This window comes from Arthrobacter sp. 8AJ (genome assembly GCF_902506025.1).
Taxonomy (GTDB): Bacteria; Actinomycetota; Actinomycetes; order Actinomycetales; family Micrococcaceae; genus Arthrobacter.
Map to the genome: position 1 here is coordinate 1,318,287 of NZ_LR733289.1, position 14,553 is coordinate 1,332,839.

The 14,553-nt window shown below is 62.7% G+C and carries 22 protein-coding genes; 19 read left to right on the forward strand and 3 right to left on the reverse strand.

What is annotated here, in order from left to right; genetic code table 11:
• The 19 genes from rplB (at window position 1) to map (ending at window position 11,041) form a co-directional block, all read left to right on the forward strand.
• Window positions 1–840 carry a 50S ribosomal protein L2 gene (rplB, locus tag BACI349Y_RS06125; RefSeq protein WP_159631363.1) on the forward strand — a complete coding sequence of 280 codons (840 nt, stop codon included), beginning with the start codon at window positions 1–3 and terminating at the stop codon, window positions 838–840.
• 12 nt (window positions 841–852) lie between these two features.
• Entirely contained in the window at window positions 853–1,134 is a 282-nt protein-coding gene (rpsS, locus tag BACI349Y_RS06130; RefSeq protein ID WP_003803803.1) for a 30S ribosomal protein S19, read from the forward strand.
• 38 nt (window positions 1,135–1,172) lie between these two features.
• Window positions 1,173–1,538, forward strand: coding sequence for a 50S ribosomal protein L22 (gene rplV, locus BACI349Y_RS06135; RefSeq protein ID WP_009358304.1), 366 nt, complete (start codon window positions 1,173–1,175; stop codon window positions 1,536–1,538).
• Window positions 1,539–2,369, forward strand: coding sequence for a 30S ribosomal protein S3 (gene rpsC / locus BACI349Y_RS06140; RefSeq protein WP_141942674.1), 831 nt, complete (start codon window positions 1,539–1,541; stop codon window positions 2,367–2,369). It begins immediately after the preceding gene.
• Window positions 2,370–2,786, forward strand: a complete 417-nt coding sequence (rplP, locus tag BACI349Y_RS06145) for a 50S ribosomal protein L16 (RefSeq protein ID WP_043454603.1) — start codon at window positions 2,370–2,372, stop codon at window positions 2,784–2,786.
• Between the two features lie 2 nt (window positions 2,787–2,788).
• Window positions 2,789–3,118 carry a 50S ribosomal protein L29 gene (rpmC, locus tag BACI349Y_RS20440; RefSeq protein ID WP_159631364.1) on the forward strand — a complete coding sequence of 110 codons (330 nt, stop codon included), beginning with the start codon at window positions 2,789–2,791 and terminating at the stop codon, window positions 3,116–3,118.
• Complete coding sequence (gene rpsQ / locus BACI349Y_RS06155; protein ID WP_043454607.1) at window positions 3,115–3,420, forward strand: 30S ribosomal protein S17; 306 nt, start codon at window positions 3,115–3,117, stop codon at window positions 3,418–3,420. Before rpmC ends, rpsQ begins: the two co-directional genes overlap by 4 nt.
• Before the next feature lie 479 nt (window positions 3,421–3,899).
• Complete coding sequence (gene rplN, locus BACI349Y_RS06160; RefSeq protein WP_003803789.1) at window positions 3,900–4,268, forward strand: 50S ribosomal protein L14; 369 nt, start codon at window positions 3,900–3,902, stop codon at window positions 4,266–4,268.
• 3 nt (window positions 4,269–4,271) lie between these two features.
• Window positions 4,272–4,634 (forward strand): 50S ribosomal protein L24, encoded by a 363-nt coding sequence (rplX, locus tag BACI349Y_RS06165; RefSeq protein WP_015937845.1) that lies wholly within the window; start codon window positions 4,272–4,274, stop codon window positions 4,632–4,634.
• Complete coding sequence (rplE, locus tag BACI349Y_RS06170; RefSeq protein ID WP_018769138.1) at window positions 4,634–5,215, forward strand: 50S ribosomal protein L5; 582 nt, start codon at window positions 4,634–4,636, stop codon at window positions 5,213–5,215. Before rplX ends, rplE begins: the two co-directional genes overlap by 1 nt.
• Window positions 5,216–5,297: 82 nt before the next feature.
• A complete protein-coding gene (rpsH, locus tag BACI349Y_RS06175) occupies window positions 5,298–5,696 on the forward strand; it encodes a 30S ribosomal protein S8 (protein ID WP_015937843.1) in 399 nt (132 codons plus the stop codon).
• Window positions 5,697–5,714: 18 nt separating this feature from the next.
• Window positions 5,715–6,251: a 50S ribosomal protein L6 gene (rplF, locus tag BACI349Y_RS06180; RefSeq protein ID WP_159631365.1), complete on the forward strand. Its 537-nt coding sequence runs from the start codon at window positions 5,715–5,717 to the stop codon at window positions 6,249–6,251.
• Window positions 6,252–6,253: 2 nt separating this feature from the next.
• Window positions 6,254–6,637, forward strand: a complete 384-nt coding sequence (gene rplR / locus BACI349Y_RS06185; protein ID WP_159631366.1) for a 50S ribosomal protein L18 — start codon at window positions 6,254–6,256, stop codon at window positions 6,635–6,637.
• Complete coding sequence (rpsE, locus tag BACI349Y_RS06190; protein ID WP_141159772.1) at window positions 6,634–7,350, forward strand: 30S ribosomal protein S5; 717 nt, start codon at window positions 6,634–6,636, stop codon at window positions 7,348–7,350. Before rplR ends, rpsE begins: the two co-directional genes overlap by 4 nt.
• A gap of 2 nt (window positions 7,351–7,352) precedes the next feature.
• On the forward strand, window positions 7,353–7,559 hold the full coding sequence (gene rpmD, locus BACI349Y_RS06195; RefSeq protein WP_009358731.1) for a 50S ribosomal protein L30: 207 nt from the start codon (window positions 7,353–7,355) through the stop codon (window positions 7,557–7,559).
• Entirely contained in the window at window positions 7,560–8,045 is a 486-nt protein-coding gene (gene rplO, locus BACI349Y_RS06200; RefSeq protein WP_013601817.1) for a 50S ribosomal protein L15, read from the forward strand.
• A 209-nt stretch (window positions 8,046–8,254) separates the two neighbouring features.
• A complete protein-coding gene (gene secY, locus BACI349Y_RS06205; RefSeq protein ID WP_159631367.1) occupies window positions 8,255–9,565 on the forward strand; it encodes a preprotein translocase subunit SecY in 1,311 nt (436 codons plus the stop codon).
• 5 nt (window positions 9,566–9,570) lie between these two features.
• On the forward strand, window positions 9,571–10,140 hold the full coding sequence (locus BACI349Y_RS06210; protein ID WP_201302397.1) for an adenylate kinase: 570 nt from the start codon (window positions 9,571–9,573) through the stop codon (window positions 10,138–10,140).
• 73 nt (window positions 10,141–10,213) lie between these two features.
• Window positions 10,214–11,041 carry a type I methionyl aminopeptidase gene (gene map, locus BACI349Y_RS06215; RefSeq protein WP_159631369.1) on the forward strand — a complete coding sequence of 276 codons (828 nt, stop codon included), beginning with the start codon at window positions 10,214–10,216 and terminating at the stop codon, window positions 11,039–11,041.
• Between the two features lie 107 nt (window positions 11,042–11,148).
• On the opposite strand, the gene BACI349Y_RS06220 is transcribed toward map, so the two are convergent.
• The 3 genes from BACI349Y_RS06220 to BACI349Y_RS06230 form a co-directional block, all read right to left on the reverse strand.
• Window positions 11,149–12,498: an ABC transporter substrate-binding protein gene (locus BACI349Y_RS06220; RefSeq protein WP_159631370.1), complete on the reverse strand. Its 1,350-nt coding sequence runs from the start codon at window positions 12,496–12,498 to the stop codon at window positions 11,149–11,151.
• 74 nt (window positions 12,499–12,572) lie between these two features.
• A complete protein-coding gene (locus BACI349Y_RS06225) occupies window positions 12,573–13,493 on the reverse strand; it encodes a carbohydrate ABC transporter permease (RefSeq protein WP_159631371.1) in 921 nt (306 codons plus the stop codon).
• Window positions 13,490–14,449: a carbohydrate ABC transporter permease gene (locus BACI349Y_RS06230; RefSeq protein ID WP_201302398.1), complete on the reverse strand. Its 960-nt coding sequence runs from the start codon at window positions 14,447–14,449 to the stop codon at window positions 13,490–13,492. The genes BACI349Y_RS06225 and BACI349Y_RS06230 overlap by 4 nt, the downstream gene beginning before the upstream one ends.
• Window positions 14,450–14,553 lie beyond the last annotated feature (104 nt).

Genomic DNA, 14,553 nt, shown 5'->3' on the forward strand with positions numbered 1-14,553 from the left:
ATGGGAATCCGCAAGTACAAGCCGACTACCCCGGGCCGTCGTGGCTCGAGCGTAGCGGACTTCACCGAAATTACGCGGTCGACGCCGGAAAAGTCGTTGGTACGTCCGCTGCCCAAAAAGGGCGGCCGTAACAACTCCGGTAAGATCACCACCCGTCACAAGGGTGGCGGACACAAGCGCCAGTACCGTCTGATCGACTTCCGTCGCCACGACAAGGACGGCGTCAACGCCCGCGTTGCCGAAATCGAGTACGATCCGAACCGCACGGCTCGCATCGCCCTCCTGCACTACGTTGATGGCACCAAGCGTTACATCATCGCTCCCAACAAGCTCTCCCAGGGTGACGTTGTCGAGGCAGGTGCCGGTGCTGACATCAAGCCCGGTAACAACCTGCCCCTGCTCAACATCCCGGTGGGTACTGTCATCCACGCAGTTGAACTGCGTCCGGGTGGCGGCGCCAAGATGGGCCGCTCCGCCGGCGCATCGATCCAGCTTGTTGCCAAGGAAGGCCGCTTCGCCCAGCTGCGTCTGCCTTCAGGCGAAATCCGCAACGTTGACGTGCGCTGCCGCGCAACCGTCGGCGAGGTCGGCAACGCCGAGCAGTCGAACATCAACTGGGGCAAGGCCGGCCGTATGCGGTGGAAGGGCGTTCGCCCGACCGTCCGTGGTGTCGCCATGAACCCGGTCGACCACCCGCACGGTGGTGGCGAGGGTAAGACGTCCGGTGGACGTAACCCCGTCAACCCGAACGGTAAGCGGGAAGGCCGCACCCGCCGCCCCAACAAAGAGAGCGACAAGCTTATTGTGCGTCGCCGTCGTACTGGCAAGAACAAGCGATAGGAGCCTGGACACATGCCACGCAGCCTGAAAAAAGGTCCTTTCGTTGACCAGCACCTCTTTGTGAAGGTAGCCAGGGAAAACGAAAAGGGCACCAAGAACGTCATCAAGACCTGGTCCCGCCGTTCGATGATCATCCCCGACATGCTCGGACACACGATCGCCGTACACGACGGACGCAAGCACATCCCGGTGTTTGTCACTGAGTCGATGGTCGGGCACAAGCTCGGCGAATTCGCTCCCACGCGGACATTCCGCGGCCATGTCAAGGACGACCGTAAGGGCAAGCGCCGCTAGGCGCCTGCGTTTACGTCAAAGACGAGAGAAGGAAAGCAATGGAAGCCAAGGCAATTGCGCGCCACATCCGCGTAACGCCTATGAAGGCCCGGCGCGTCGTCAACCTTGTTCGTGGATTGCAAGCGAATGAGGCTCTGGCAATTCTGAAGTTTGCCCCGCAGGCAGCTTCGGAGCCGGTATTCAAGGTAGTTCAGTCAGCAATCTCCAACGCCCGGGTCCTCGCGGACCGCGACGGCGTGGCGTTTGACGAAGGCGACCTCATCATCAGCGAAGCGTTTGTTGATGAAGGCCCGACCATGAAGCGGTTCCAGCCGCGTGCCCAGGGTCGTGCATTTCAGATCAAGAAGCGCACCAGCCACATCACCGTGGTAGTCGCTACCCCGGAGAAAGAGGAGGCTCGCTAAGTGGGACAGAAAGTAAACCCGCACGGGTTCCGACTCGGCATCACCACCGATCACGTATCGCACTGGTTCGCTGACAGCACCAAGGCCGGCCAGCGGTACAAGGACTTCGTTCGCGAAGACATCCGCATCCGCCAGCTCATGTCCACGGGCATGGAGCGCGCCGGCATCGCCAAGGTCGAGATCGAGCGCACCCGTGACCGCGTCCGCGTGGACATCCACACGGCCCGTCCCGGCATCGTCATCGGCCGCCGTGGAGCAGAAGCAGACCGCATCCGCGGCGAGCTCGAAAAGCTCACCGGCAAGCAGGTCCAGCTGAACATCCTCGAGGTCAAGAACCCCGAGATGGAAGCCCAGCTTGTGGCCCAGGGCGTTGCAGAGCAGCTGACTTCCCGCGTGGCATTCCGCCGTGCGATGAAGAAGGCCATGCAGTCCGCACAGCGTGCAGGTGCCAAGGGCATCCGTATCGCCTGCTCGGGCCGCCTGGGTGGCGCTGAAATGTCCCGCTCGGAGTTCTACCGCGAAGGCCGTGTGCCCCTGCACACCCTCCGCGCGAACATCGACTACGGCTTCTACGAAGCCAAGACCACCTTCGGCCGCATCGGTGTGAAGGTCTGGATCTACAAGGGTGACGTCACCGCCAAGGAACTGGCTGCACAGGCTGCTGCCGCACCGTCCCGCGGTGGCCGTGGCGAGCGTCCCGGCCGCCCGGGTGGCGCGGACCGCGGTGACCGCCGCCGTCGCAACGACCGTCCGGCCGCTGAAGCAGCTCCTGCTGCCGAAGCACCGGCAGTTGAAGCAGCACCTGCTGCTGCAGAAGGAGGACAGGCTTAAATGCTTATCCCACGTCGAGTAAAGCACCGTAAGCAGCACCACCCGGGTCGTTCCGGCGCTGCTACGGGCGGCACCCAGGTCTCCTTCGGTGAGTACGGCATCCAGGCCCTGAGCCCGGCATACGTCACCAACCGTCAGATCGAGTCCGCTCGTATCGCAATGACCCGCCACATCAAGCGTGGCGGTAAGGTCTGGATCAACATCTACCCGGACCGTCCGCTGACCAAGAAGCCTGCCGAAACCCGCATGGGTTCCGGTAAGGGTTCACCGGAATGGTGGGTCGCCAACGTCAAGCCGGGCCGGGTTCTGTTCGAACTCTCCGGTGTCAATGAAGAGGTAGCTCGCGAGGCCCTGCGCCTGGCAATCCACAAGCTGCCGTTGAAGGCACGCATTGTGCGTCGCGAGGGTGGTGAATAGAAATGGCAGTAGGATCCAAGGATCTGGCTCCCGCACAGCTGGACGGTTTCGACAACGAGCGTCTCGTTGAAGAACTCCGCAAGGCCAAGGAAGAGCTGTTCAACCTGCGTTTCCAGTCCGCCACCGGACAGCTGGAGAACCACGGTCGCCTGCGCGCGGTAAAGAAGGACATCGCACGCATCTACACCGTTCTCCGCGAACGCGAGCTGGGCATTCGTGCCGAGGTTGCCGCACCGGTTGTGGAAGCCAAGGAAGAGAAGAAGTCCAAGAAGGCTTCAACCAAGAAGGCCGAAAAGGCTGAAAAGGCTGAGACCGAGGAGGACGCCAAGTGAGTGAAAAGGACCAGAACGTGACCGAAACTGCTACCGAAGCCAAGGCTGGGCAGCGCGGTTACCGCAAGACCCGTCGCGGTTACGTGGTCTCCGACAAGATGGAAAAGACCATCGTTGTCGAGGTTGAAGACCGCGTGAAGCACGCACTGTACGGCAAGGTCATCCGCCGCACCTCCAAGGTCAAGGCACACGACGAAGAGAACACCGCCGGCATCGGCGACCTCGTTGTCATCGCCGAGACCCGTCCGCTGTCCGCCACCAAGAATTGGCGGCTCGTGGAAATCCTCGAAAAGGCCAAGTAGCACCTGCTGCTTCGCTGGAAGCCCCTGCTCCCTTCCGGGAGCGGGGGCTTCCTCGCTTAACGCGGGCGTCACGCCAGGCAGCTTTTGAGTGAAGCGGACGACGGCGGCGCCACGCCTGGCGGGGGAGCGGCACCGTTAGCGGGCCGAAAGGCTGCCCTGCGTCACGCCGTCGTCCGTCTTGCCGGGCAGGGGACGGTGGTGATATGGGGACTGGCGGAAAACATGCTAGGATATTGAGTTTGTATGGCGCCTTTCGCGCGCCATCATCAACCTCGTAAACAAGCGTGCCACAGCATAGTGCCCCTGTGCGCCCGGGATCCGTCCCGGACCGGGTGGGAGCAACTGCTTCTGGCACGGGCGTTTAGGCCTGGTCTGGCAAAATCCAGGCAGGTCAAGAGACACCCCGATCAACCGTTCCGCAAGGCTCATTCCGTAGCAACATCACGGCCTGAGAACCGGCGCGACGCAAGGAGTAAATAGTGATTCAGCAGGAGTCGCGACTCAAGGTCGCCGACAACACGGGTGCTAAGGAAATCCTTACCATTCGCGTTCTCGGTGGATCTGGCCGTCGCTACGCAGGCATCGGTGACGTCATTGTCGCCACCGTCAAGGATGCAATCCCGGGCGGCAACGTAAAGAAGGGCGATGTGGTCAAGGCCGTCATCGTCCGTACCAAGAAGGAACGCCGCCGTGCGGATGGTTCCTACATCAAGTTTGACGAGAACGCAGCTGTGATCCTGAAGAACGACGGTGACCCCCGCGGTACCCGTATCTTCGGACCGGTTGGTCGTGAACTGCGTGACAAGAAGTTCATGAAGATCGTTTCTCTGGCTCCGGAGGTGCTCTAGTCCATGGCTGCAAAGATCAAGAAGGGTGACCTGGTTCAGGTCATCACTGGCGCCAAGGCTGAGCGCGGCGGCGACCGTGGCAAGCAGGGCAAGGTTCTGCGCGTCTTCACCGACACCAACCGCGTGCTGGTTGAGGGTATCAACCGCGTCACCAAGCACACCCGTGTTGGACAGTCGCAGCGCGGCACCAAGACCGGCGGCATCGAGGTCGTAGAGGCCCCGATCCACATTTCGAACGTGGCCCTGGTTGACCCGTCGACCAAGAAGCCGACCCGTGTGGGCTTCCGCCTCGACACTGTGGAGAAGAACGGTGTCAAGAAGACCGTCCGCATCCGCGTGTCCAAGAGCTCCGGGAAGGACATCTAATGACTGAGACTCTCGAGACTCCGGCAACGAAGATCGTTCCTCGTCTGAAGACCAAGTACGCCGAATCCATCAAGGCAACGCTCCAGGATGAATTCAAGTACGAGAACGTGAACCAGGTACCCCGTCTGGTGAAGGTTGTTGTGAACATGGGTGTTGGAGATGCCGCCAAGGACTCCAAGCTGATCGACGGCGCTGTCCGCGACCTCACCCAGATCACCGGCCAGAAGCCGCAGGTTACCAAGGCCCGCAAGTCGATCGCACAGTTCAAGCTGCGCGAAGGCATGCCCATCGGTGCACACGCTACCCTGCGTGGCGACCGCATGTGGGAATTCGTGGACCGCCTGGTCACCCTGGCCCTGCCCCGTATCCGCGACTTCCGCGGCCTCAGTGGCAAGCAGTTCGATGGCAACGGCAACTACACCTTCGGTCTGACCGAGCAGGTTATGTTCCACGAAATCGACCAGGACAAGATCGACCGCGTCCGCGGTATGGACATCACGGTTGTCACCACTGCCAAGACCGATGACGAAGGCCGCGCGCTGCTCAAGGCGCTTGGTTTCCCGTTCAAAACCGAAGCTTAATTAACTACGTAAAAGGTCCGGCCGCTCCGCTCCCCAGGGAATGGAACGGCGGAAACCGTTATGAGGAAGGGCATGAGCCCACATGACAATGACAGATCCTGTCGCAGATATGCTTACGCGCCTGCGTAACGCAAACTCGGCATACCACGACTCCGTGTCTATGCCTTACAGCAAGCTCAAGGCACGCGTTGCCGACATCCTCAAGGCCGAAGGTTTCATCGCCGGCTGGAAGGAAGAGGACGCCGAGGTTGGCAAGAAGCTGACCCTGGACCTCAAGTTCGGTCCGAACCGCGAGCGTTCCATCGCCGGTGTACGCCGCATCTCCAAGCCGGGTCTCCGCGTTTACGCGAAGTCCACCAACCTCCCGCACGTGCTCGGTGGCCTGGGTATCGCTATCCTGTCCACCTCTTCCGGCCTCCTGACTGACAAGCAGGCCGGCAAGAAGGGCGTGGGCGGCGAAGTCCTCGCGTACGTCTGGTAACGGGAAAGGAAGAGAATAATGTCACGTATTGGACGTCTCCCCATCACCGTTCCTGCCGGCGTTGAGGTCAAGGTTGACGGCTCTGTCGTCAGCGTCAAGGGTTCCAAGGGGGAGCTGACCCACACTGTGGCCAGCCCCATCGAGGTTGCCCTGGACGAGAACACCCTGACCGTCAGCCGCCCGAACGACGAGCGCGCCTCCCGTTCGCTCCACGGCCTGACCCGCACCCTGATCGCCAACATGATCCAGGGCGTCACCGCAGGCTACGAGAAGAAGCTTGAAATCGTCGGTACCGGTTACCGCGTTCAGGCCAAGGGATCTGACCTTGAGTTCGCTCTGGGCTACAGCCACCCGGTCAACGTTTCGGCTCCGGCCGGCATCACCTTTGCAGTAGAGGGACCGACCAAGCTCTCTGTCTCAGGTATCAACAAGCAGCAGGTCGGCGAGGTCGCTGCCAACATTCGCAAGCTGCGGAAGCCTGACCCGTACAAGGGCAAGGGCATCCGTTACGCCGGCGAAGTCATCCGCCGCAAGGTCGGAAAGGCTGGTAAGTAACCATGGCCATCTCCATTAACAAGAAGCGTACGAACAAGAGCAAGGCTGCTGGTCGCAGCCGCCGCCAGCTTCGTATCCGCAAGCGCATTTCCGGTACGGCTGTCCGCCCCCGCCTGGTGGTCAACCGCTCCGCACGCCACGTATTTGTCCAGGTTGTCGATGACACCATTGGCCAGACCGTAGCAAGCGCGTCCACCCTGGAAGCTGACCTTCGTGCATTCGACGGTGACAAGACTGCCAAGGCCAAGCGCGTTGGCGAGCTCGTTGCCGAACGTGCCAAGGCTGCCGGCGTCGAGGCTGTTGTGTTCGACCGTGGTGGTAACAAGTACCACGGCCGGATCGCCGCCGTCGCTGACGGTGCACGCGAAGGTGGGCTGTCACTGTGACCGAAGCAAACAAGGAAAAGGACACTGTGTCTGCAGATCAGAAGGCGCCCGAAGCCGCAGCTGCTGAGACCACTGCCCCCGCTGCCGAGGACCGCCGTGGTGGCGCCCGTCGCGGCGAGCGTGGCGACCGTGGCCAGGGCCGCGGCGACCGCGGTGGCCGTGGCGGCCGCGACGGTGGCCGTGAAGCCGAAAAGAACCAGTTCGTAGAGCGCGTTGTCACCATCAACCGCGTCTCCAAGGTCGTCAAGGGTGGTCGTCGCTTCAGCTTCACCGCACTGGTCGTCGTTGGTGACGGTAACGGCATGGTCGGCGTGGGCTACGGCAAGGCCAAGGAAGTTCCCGCTGCTATCGCCAAGGGCGTTGAAGAGGCCAAGAAGTCCTTCTTCCGCGTTCCCCGCGTTGGCAACACCATCCCGCACCGCGTTCAGGGTGAAGCCGCTGCCGGCGTCGTAATGCTGCGTCCGGCTTCCGCCGGTACCGGTGTTATCGCCGGTGGTCCGGTCCGTGCAGTACTGGAGTGCGTGGGCATCCACGACATCCTCTCCAAGTCGCTCGGTTCCTCCAACGCCATCAACATCGTTCACGCGACCGTTGATGCCCTGAAGCGCCTCGAAGAGCCGGCAGCAGTGGCAGCACGCCGCGGCCTGCCGCTGGACGAGATCGCTCCGGCAGCGTTGGTGAAGGCCCTCCTGGCTCCGAAGGCAGGTGTTTAGTCTTGGCTAAGAACCTGGTCCCCTCGGACGCTCAGTTGGAAATCACTCAGATCAAGTCCGCCATTGGCGGCAAGCAGAACCAGCGCGACACCCTGCGGTCCCTCGGCCTGAAGCGGATCGGACACACTGTTGTCCGCACCGCCGACGCCGTAACCGTTGGAATGCTCAACACGGTTCCGCACCTGGTAAAGGTAGAGGAGGCGAAGTAAATGGCAGAGAACACTGCTGATAAGGCGCAGGCTGCTGAGAAGCAGAACGCCCTGAAGGTTCACCACCTGCGTCCCGCACCGGGTGCCAAGACCGCCAAGACCCGTGTGGGTCGTGGTGAGGCATCCAAGGGTAAGACCGCCGGCCGTGGTACCAAGGGTACGGCTGCCCGCTACCAGGTGAAGGCTGGCTTTGCCGGCGGCCAGCTGCCGCTGCACATGCGCCTGCCCAAGCTGCGTGGCTTCAAGAACCCGTTCCGGGTCGAGTTCCAGGTGGTAAACCTGGACAAGCTCAACGAGCTGTTCCCGGAAGGTGGCGCAGTCACCGTGGAGAACCTGGTCGAAAAGGGTGCCGTTCGCAAGAACCAGCCCGTCAAGGTGCTGGGCACCGGCGACATCACCGTCAAGGTTGACGTCACCGCCCACGCATTCTCGGCCAGCGCCGCCGAAAAGATTGCTGCAGCAGGCGGAAGCACCACCGCCCTGTAAGGACGGCGCCAGCTGTAAAACTCCCGGTATCCGCGGGCTTCGGCCCCGGATACCGGGAGTTTTTCGTATCCGCCTGGCGAACAATTCCCGCCATCCGGCGCATGCCGGCCGGCCCGGATTGTTCGCTCGGCACATAGACCCGTTAGACTCGGATGTCGGGATTTATCAAATTCCGTCACCCCACCCTTATTGACACCACAGGAGGACGCTTGCTTAGCGCATTTGGCCGGGCCTTTCGCACGCCTGATCTGCGACGCAAGTTGTTGTTCACGCTGGGAATCATCACCATCTTCCGCTTGGGTGCTTTCATTCCCTCGCCCGGTGTGAACTACCAGAATGTCCAGCAATGCTTGCAGAACGGTCAGACCGCCGGCGGGCTGTACCAGCTCGTTAACCTCTTCAGCGGCGGCGCGTTGCTCCAGGTGTCCATCTTCGCCCTGGGCATCATGCCCTACATCACGGCCAGCATCATCGTGCAGCTCCTCCGGGTGGTCATTCCCCGGTTCCAGCAGCTGTACGAAGAGGGCGCGTCGGGACAGTCCAAGCTGACCCAGTACACCCGTTACCTCACCATCGCCCTGGGCCTGCTCAACGCCACCACCCTGGTGTCCCTGGCCCGCTCAGGGCAGCTGCTTCCCGGCTGCCAGCTGCCGGTGATCCCTGACAGCAGCATCATCACCACCATCCTGATCATCATCACGCTCACGGCAGGCACCGGCCTGATCATGTGGATGGGCGAACTCGTCACGGAGAAGGGCGTGGGCAACGGCATGTCGCTGCTCATCTTCACCTCCATCGCCGCCCAGTTCCCCACCTCCCTGGGTGCCATCTGGACCTCGCAGGGACCGGGAACCTTCTTCCTGGTCCTGGTGGTGGGTCTGCTCACCGTGGCCCTGGTGGTCTTCGTTGAGCAGTCACAGCGCCGCATCCCGGTGCAGTACGCCAAGCGGATGATCGGCCGCCGCACTGTGGGCGGCACCAGTACCTACATTCCCATCAAGGTGAACATGGCCGGTGTCATTCCGGTGATCTTCGCTTCCTCCATGCTCTACATTCCCGGGCTGATCGCTCAGTTCAACCAGCCCCGGAACGGCGAGCCAATGCAACCGTGGGTTGAGTGGATCAACAACAACCTCACCCGCGGTGACCACCCGATCTACATGGCGGTTTATTTCGTCCTGATCGTGTTCTTCACCTACTTCTACGTCGCGATTACCTTCAACCCTGAAGAAGTCTCAGACAACATGAAGAAGTACGGCGGCTTCATCCCAGGTATCCGCGCCGGCAGGCCGACCGCTGACTACCTGCAGTACGTGCTCTCACGGATCACCCTGCCCGGCGCCCTCTACCTGGGCTTCGTGGCACTGATCCCGCTGGTGGCACTCGTGCTGATCAACGCAAACCAGAACTTCCCGTTCGGTGGCACCTCGATCCTGATCATGGTGGGCGTTGGGTTGGAGACCGTAAAGCAGATTGATGCGCAGCTACAACAACGTCACTACGAAGGGCTTTTGCGATGACGAGAATGCTGATTATTGGACCTCCCGGTTCCGGAAAAGGAACGCAGGCGGAGCGGATTTCAGAACGCCTCGGCGTTGTGGCCATCTCCACCGGCGACATCTTCCGTGCCAACGTGAAGGGCGAAACCCCGCTCGGCGTCGAGGCCAAGAAGTACATGGACAACGGTGACTTCGTCCCGGACAGCGTGACCAACAAGATGGTCCGTGACCGCCTGAACGAGTCCGATGTCGAGAACGGCTTCCTGCTGGACGGCTACCCGCGCACCACCGCGCAGGTGGACTACCTGGACGAGATCCTCGCCGACGGCGACGAGAAGCTCGACGTGGTCCTGCAGCTGACTGCCGACGACGAGGAGCTGGTACACCGCCTCCTGGGCCGGGCCAAGGAAACGGGCCGGAGCGACGACAACGAAGCCGTCATCCGCCACCGCCTGGACCTCTACCACGAGCAGACCGAAGCTGTGGTGGCGAAGTACGCCGACCGCGGCATCCTCACCAAGGTTGATGGGATCGGTCCGATCGACGAAGTAACCAACCGCGTGATGCAGGCCATTAAGGCCGCACAGGCCGCCTGACCCAAGGCGCCCGGTTTTATCGAGGCTCCTCCCGGCATCCGGGAGGAGCCTCAGCCATTTGAAAGGAAACATCATGGCCTTCGGCCAGCCCCGCATCGAATACAAGAACAACGCCCAGATGCGCACCATGCACGAGGCCGGCCTGGTCCTCAGCCGTGCACTGGATGCCGCCGTTGCCGCCGCGGTGCCGGGGGTCACCACCAAGCACCTGGACGATGTCTTCGCCGCCGTCCTCAACGAGGCAGGCGCCAAGTCCAACTTCCTGGGCTACCACGGCTTCCCGGCGACCATCTGCACGTCCGTCAATGAGGAAGTGGTGCACGGCATTCCGGGCAGCCGCGTCCTGCAGGACGGCGACATCATCTCAATCGATGGCGGCGCGATCGTCAACGGCTGGCACTCGGATTCCGCGCGCACGGTGATCGTGGGAACAGCGGACCCCGAGGACCAGCGCCTCTCGGACGTCACCCAGGCCGCCATGTGGCGGGGGATCGCCGCTCTGGCCGGCGGTTCGCACGTCGGGGACATCGGCGCCGCCATTGACGACTACGTCTCCTCCGTCCCCGGCAAGCCGCTGGGCATCCTGGAGGACTACGTGGGCCACGGCATCGGCTCCGAGATGCACATGGCCCCGGACGTCCTGAACTACCGCACCAACCACCGCGGCCCCAAGATCAAGCCGGGCCTGTGCCTTGCCATTGAACCCATGCTGGTCCGGGGCGGCATCGAGACCGCAGTCCTGGAGGATGACTGGACCGTGGTAACCATCGACGGAAAGCGCTCCTGCCAGTGGGAGCACTCCGTGGCAGTGCACGAGAAGGGCATCTGGGTGCTGTCGGCGCCCGACGGCGGTGCGGAGCACCTGGTGCCCCTGGGCGTCACCCCGGTGCCGATCCCCTAAGGGGACACGCTTCCCCTTCTTCGACGCGCATTTTCCTGCGTGACGCACAAAAGCCCTGGCAGGACCCGGATCCGGGTCCCGCCAGGGCTTTTGCGTTTCGACAGCGGCTAGGACTTCAGCTTCGGCTTCACGTCCCGGTCGTAGATACCCTGCAGGGTGGTCTTCAGGTCCGTCATGGTGGACTTGACGTCGCCTTGCTGGGTGAGGATCTTCGCAGCGGCCTTTGCCATCTCCTGGTCAGCACCCGGCAGGAACACGCGGGCGTTGTCCTGGACCTTGGTCACCGCGAGCTGGTCCACTGCGGTCTGGATCTGCGGCGTCTTGGCCAGGACCGCCTTCATGTCGGCCGACTTGCGGGTGGGCATGTAGCCGGTGGCGGCGGAGAACTCCGCGGTGCTCTCCGGTTGGGTGACGAAGTCCAGGAACATCCCGGCGGCCAGCTGTTCCTCCTTGGAAATGCCGCTGGGGATGCCCAGGCCTGCACCACCCGTGGGGCAGACGTTGGAGGTCGCCTTGGGGCCTCCGGGCAGGAAGCCAACACCCACGTTGAACTTGGCCGACTTCAGGATGCCCAGCAGCGAGCCCGTGGAGGCGATGGTGGCAGAGGTCAGGCCTGCGGAGAAATCGTCGGCCGCTTCCTTGGACGAGACACCCGCCCACTTGTCCTTGTAGATCGAGTCCTGGGCCCACTGCAGCGCGGCGACGGATTCGGCGGAGTCGCAGGTGATGTCCCATTCCTTGGACCAGCCACCGCCCCAGCCCCAGAGCATGTTCTGCAGGGTCCAGCCCGCGTAGCCGGCCAGGGCCGGATAGATGTAGGCGTACTGGGCGCCGGAGCTTGCCTTCAGCTTGGGTGCCCACTCGCCGAATTCCTGCCACGTCTTGGGAGCACGGTCGGGGACTCCGGCTGCCGCGAAGTGGTCTTTGTTGTAGTAGAACAGTGGCGTTGACCGGCCGTAGGGCAGCGCCCACTGCTTGCCGTCGTACTTGTAGTCATTGACCAGTGACTGCTGGAAGTCGTCCATTTTCATGTTCAGCTGCTTGGTCAGGCTGTCCACCGGAATGATGCTGCCGTTGGTGTAGTAGCGGAACCACCACACGTCGGAGAGGACAACGACACCCGGGAGGCCGGACTTGGCTGCCTGCGCGGTCTGGAACTTCTGGGCGATTTCCTCGTAGTTGGCCCCGGCGGTGACCAGGTTGACGGCGATGCCCGGGTTCTTGGCCTGGAACTTCTCGATCAGGCTCTTTTCCACATCCTGGGACTGTCCGGGGTGGCTGGACCAGAAGTCGATCTTGGCAGCAGGCTTCACGCCGCTGAAGTCGATATCGGCCGCCTGGGACGTGGCCTGTCCACCGCCGCTTGTAGAAGGTCCGCCGCATGCGGCCAGGGCTGCGGCAGAGGCGGTGAGCCCTGCCAGGCCCAGGAAGTGCCTCCGGTCCAGGTGAAGTGTCATGACAGTTCCTTTCGGTTGTTGCCTGCGGAAGGGGGAGTACTTGGAGGTTGGGTAGTACGACGGCGGCCGGCGGCTTAGCCGGTCACGCTGCCTTGGGTGAGGCCCGCCACGATGTAGCGCTGCAGGGCCGCGAAGATGATCAGGATGGGGACGATGACCAGGACTGCCCCGGCCATGAGGACACCCCAGCCGGCGGCGTTGCTCTCGTTGTTCTGCAGGAGGGTGAGGCCCACCGGCAAGGTCATGGTTTCCGGCCGGTCCGTGATGATGAGCGGCCAGATGTAGTCGTTCCACTCGGTCACGATGGTCACCAGGGCCACCGTGGCAATGGAAGGCACGGAGACGGGGACCACGATCTGCCACAGCCGGCGCCAGTGGCCGGCACCGTCCATCTCTGCAGATTCGAGAATGGAGGCGGGCAGGGTACGGAAGTGCTGCCGCAGCAGGAACGTGCCAAACGCGGTGCCAAGGCCGGGCAGGATGATGCCCCACAGGGTGTTCTTCCCGCCGATCCCCGCGATCAGGATGAAGTTGGGCAGGATGGATACCTGCGGCGGCACCATGAGGGCCACCAGGATCAGCAGGAAGATGAAGTTCCGGAACGGGAAGCGGACAAAGACCAGGGCGTACGCGGTCAGGATGGCCAGGAGCACCTTGATGGTTGCCCCTGACAGGGTGACGATGGTGCTGTTCAGGAAGAACTGCCCGAAGGGGACCGTAGTCATGGCGGTCCGGTAGTTCTCCAGGTTCAGGCTTTCCGGAAGGATCTTCAGGTCGGTGGTGACGATTTCGCCCGATTGCTTGAAGGAGCTGAGCACCATCCACAGCAGGGGAAGGAACACCACCAGCGTGGCGATCAGCAGCGGCAGGTAGCCGCCCACCACGGTCTGGACAAGGTTCCGGCGGGAGAACGGCCGGTCGCGGCGAAGGCCGGGATCCGGTGCGGCGATGGCCGGGGCGGCGGGGTCCGGGCTCACCGGTGATAGGGATGTCACGAGTAATGAACCTTTCGTTCCACGAACCGCAGCTGGAGCACGGTGATCACCAGGAGGATGGCAAACAGGACCACCGAAATGGCCGCTGAGTAGCCGGCCCTGTTGTAGGCCCCGAAGGCCTGGAGGTAGGCCTCATAGATCAGGGTGCTGGTGCCGGTGCCCAGGGGTGTCATGATCCGGATGAGGTCGAAGGCCTGCAGCGAGCTGAGCATGGTGGTGATCAGGAGGAAGAACGTGGTGGGGGACAGCAGCGGCAGCGAGATGCTGACGAAGCGGCGGAACCCGTTGGCACCGTCGAGGGACGCCGCCTCCATGACCTCCTGCGGAAGCGACTGGAGCCCGGCGAGGTACACCACCGCGCAGTAGCCCAGGTTCTTCCACACGTAAACCAGGATCACCATGACCAGCGACAGCTGGGGATCGTTGATCCACTGCGGGCTCTGCTGCCCGATGCCCCGGAGCAGCCAGGCCAGGACGCCGTAGCCCGGATCAAAAATGAACAGCCACACGAGGCCCACGCCGACGCCGGAGAGGACGTAGGGGGCAAAGACGGCGGAGCGCGCGAATGTGGTGCCGCGGACCTTGGCGTTCAAGGCCAGCGCAACCAGCAGGCCCAGGATCATCGAGCCGCCCACCGTCACCAGCGTGAACACTGCGGTGGTGCCCAGCACTTTCGGGGCATCGTTGCTGGTAAAGAAGGTGACGTAGTTGGCGAAGCCCACCACGCTGGCGGTGGGGGAACCGAGGGTCCAGTCCAACGTGGAGTAGTACATGTTGCTGAACAGCGGCCGGTAGGTGAAGACGGCGATCAGCACCAGGTTGGGCAGCGCCATGGCAAGGAAAACAAAGAAGTCGCGGCGGGTCCTTGCGGTCCACCGCCGTCGTGGAACTTTTGCCGAACGCCCCGGGGGCCTCTTGGGTTTGGTGGCGGGGTGCTGGGCGAGTTGACGGGTCATGCGTGTCTCTCCCGGGTTGGGAGCCTGCTCGTGGCCGGCCCTGGCTTGATCTAGGGACTACTACACCAGACCGTCAGGGGGCTGAAACCCGCATATGCCCTTGT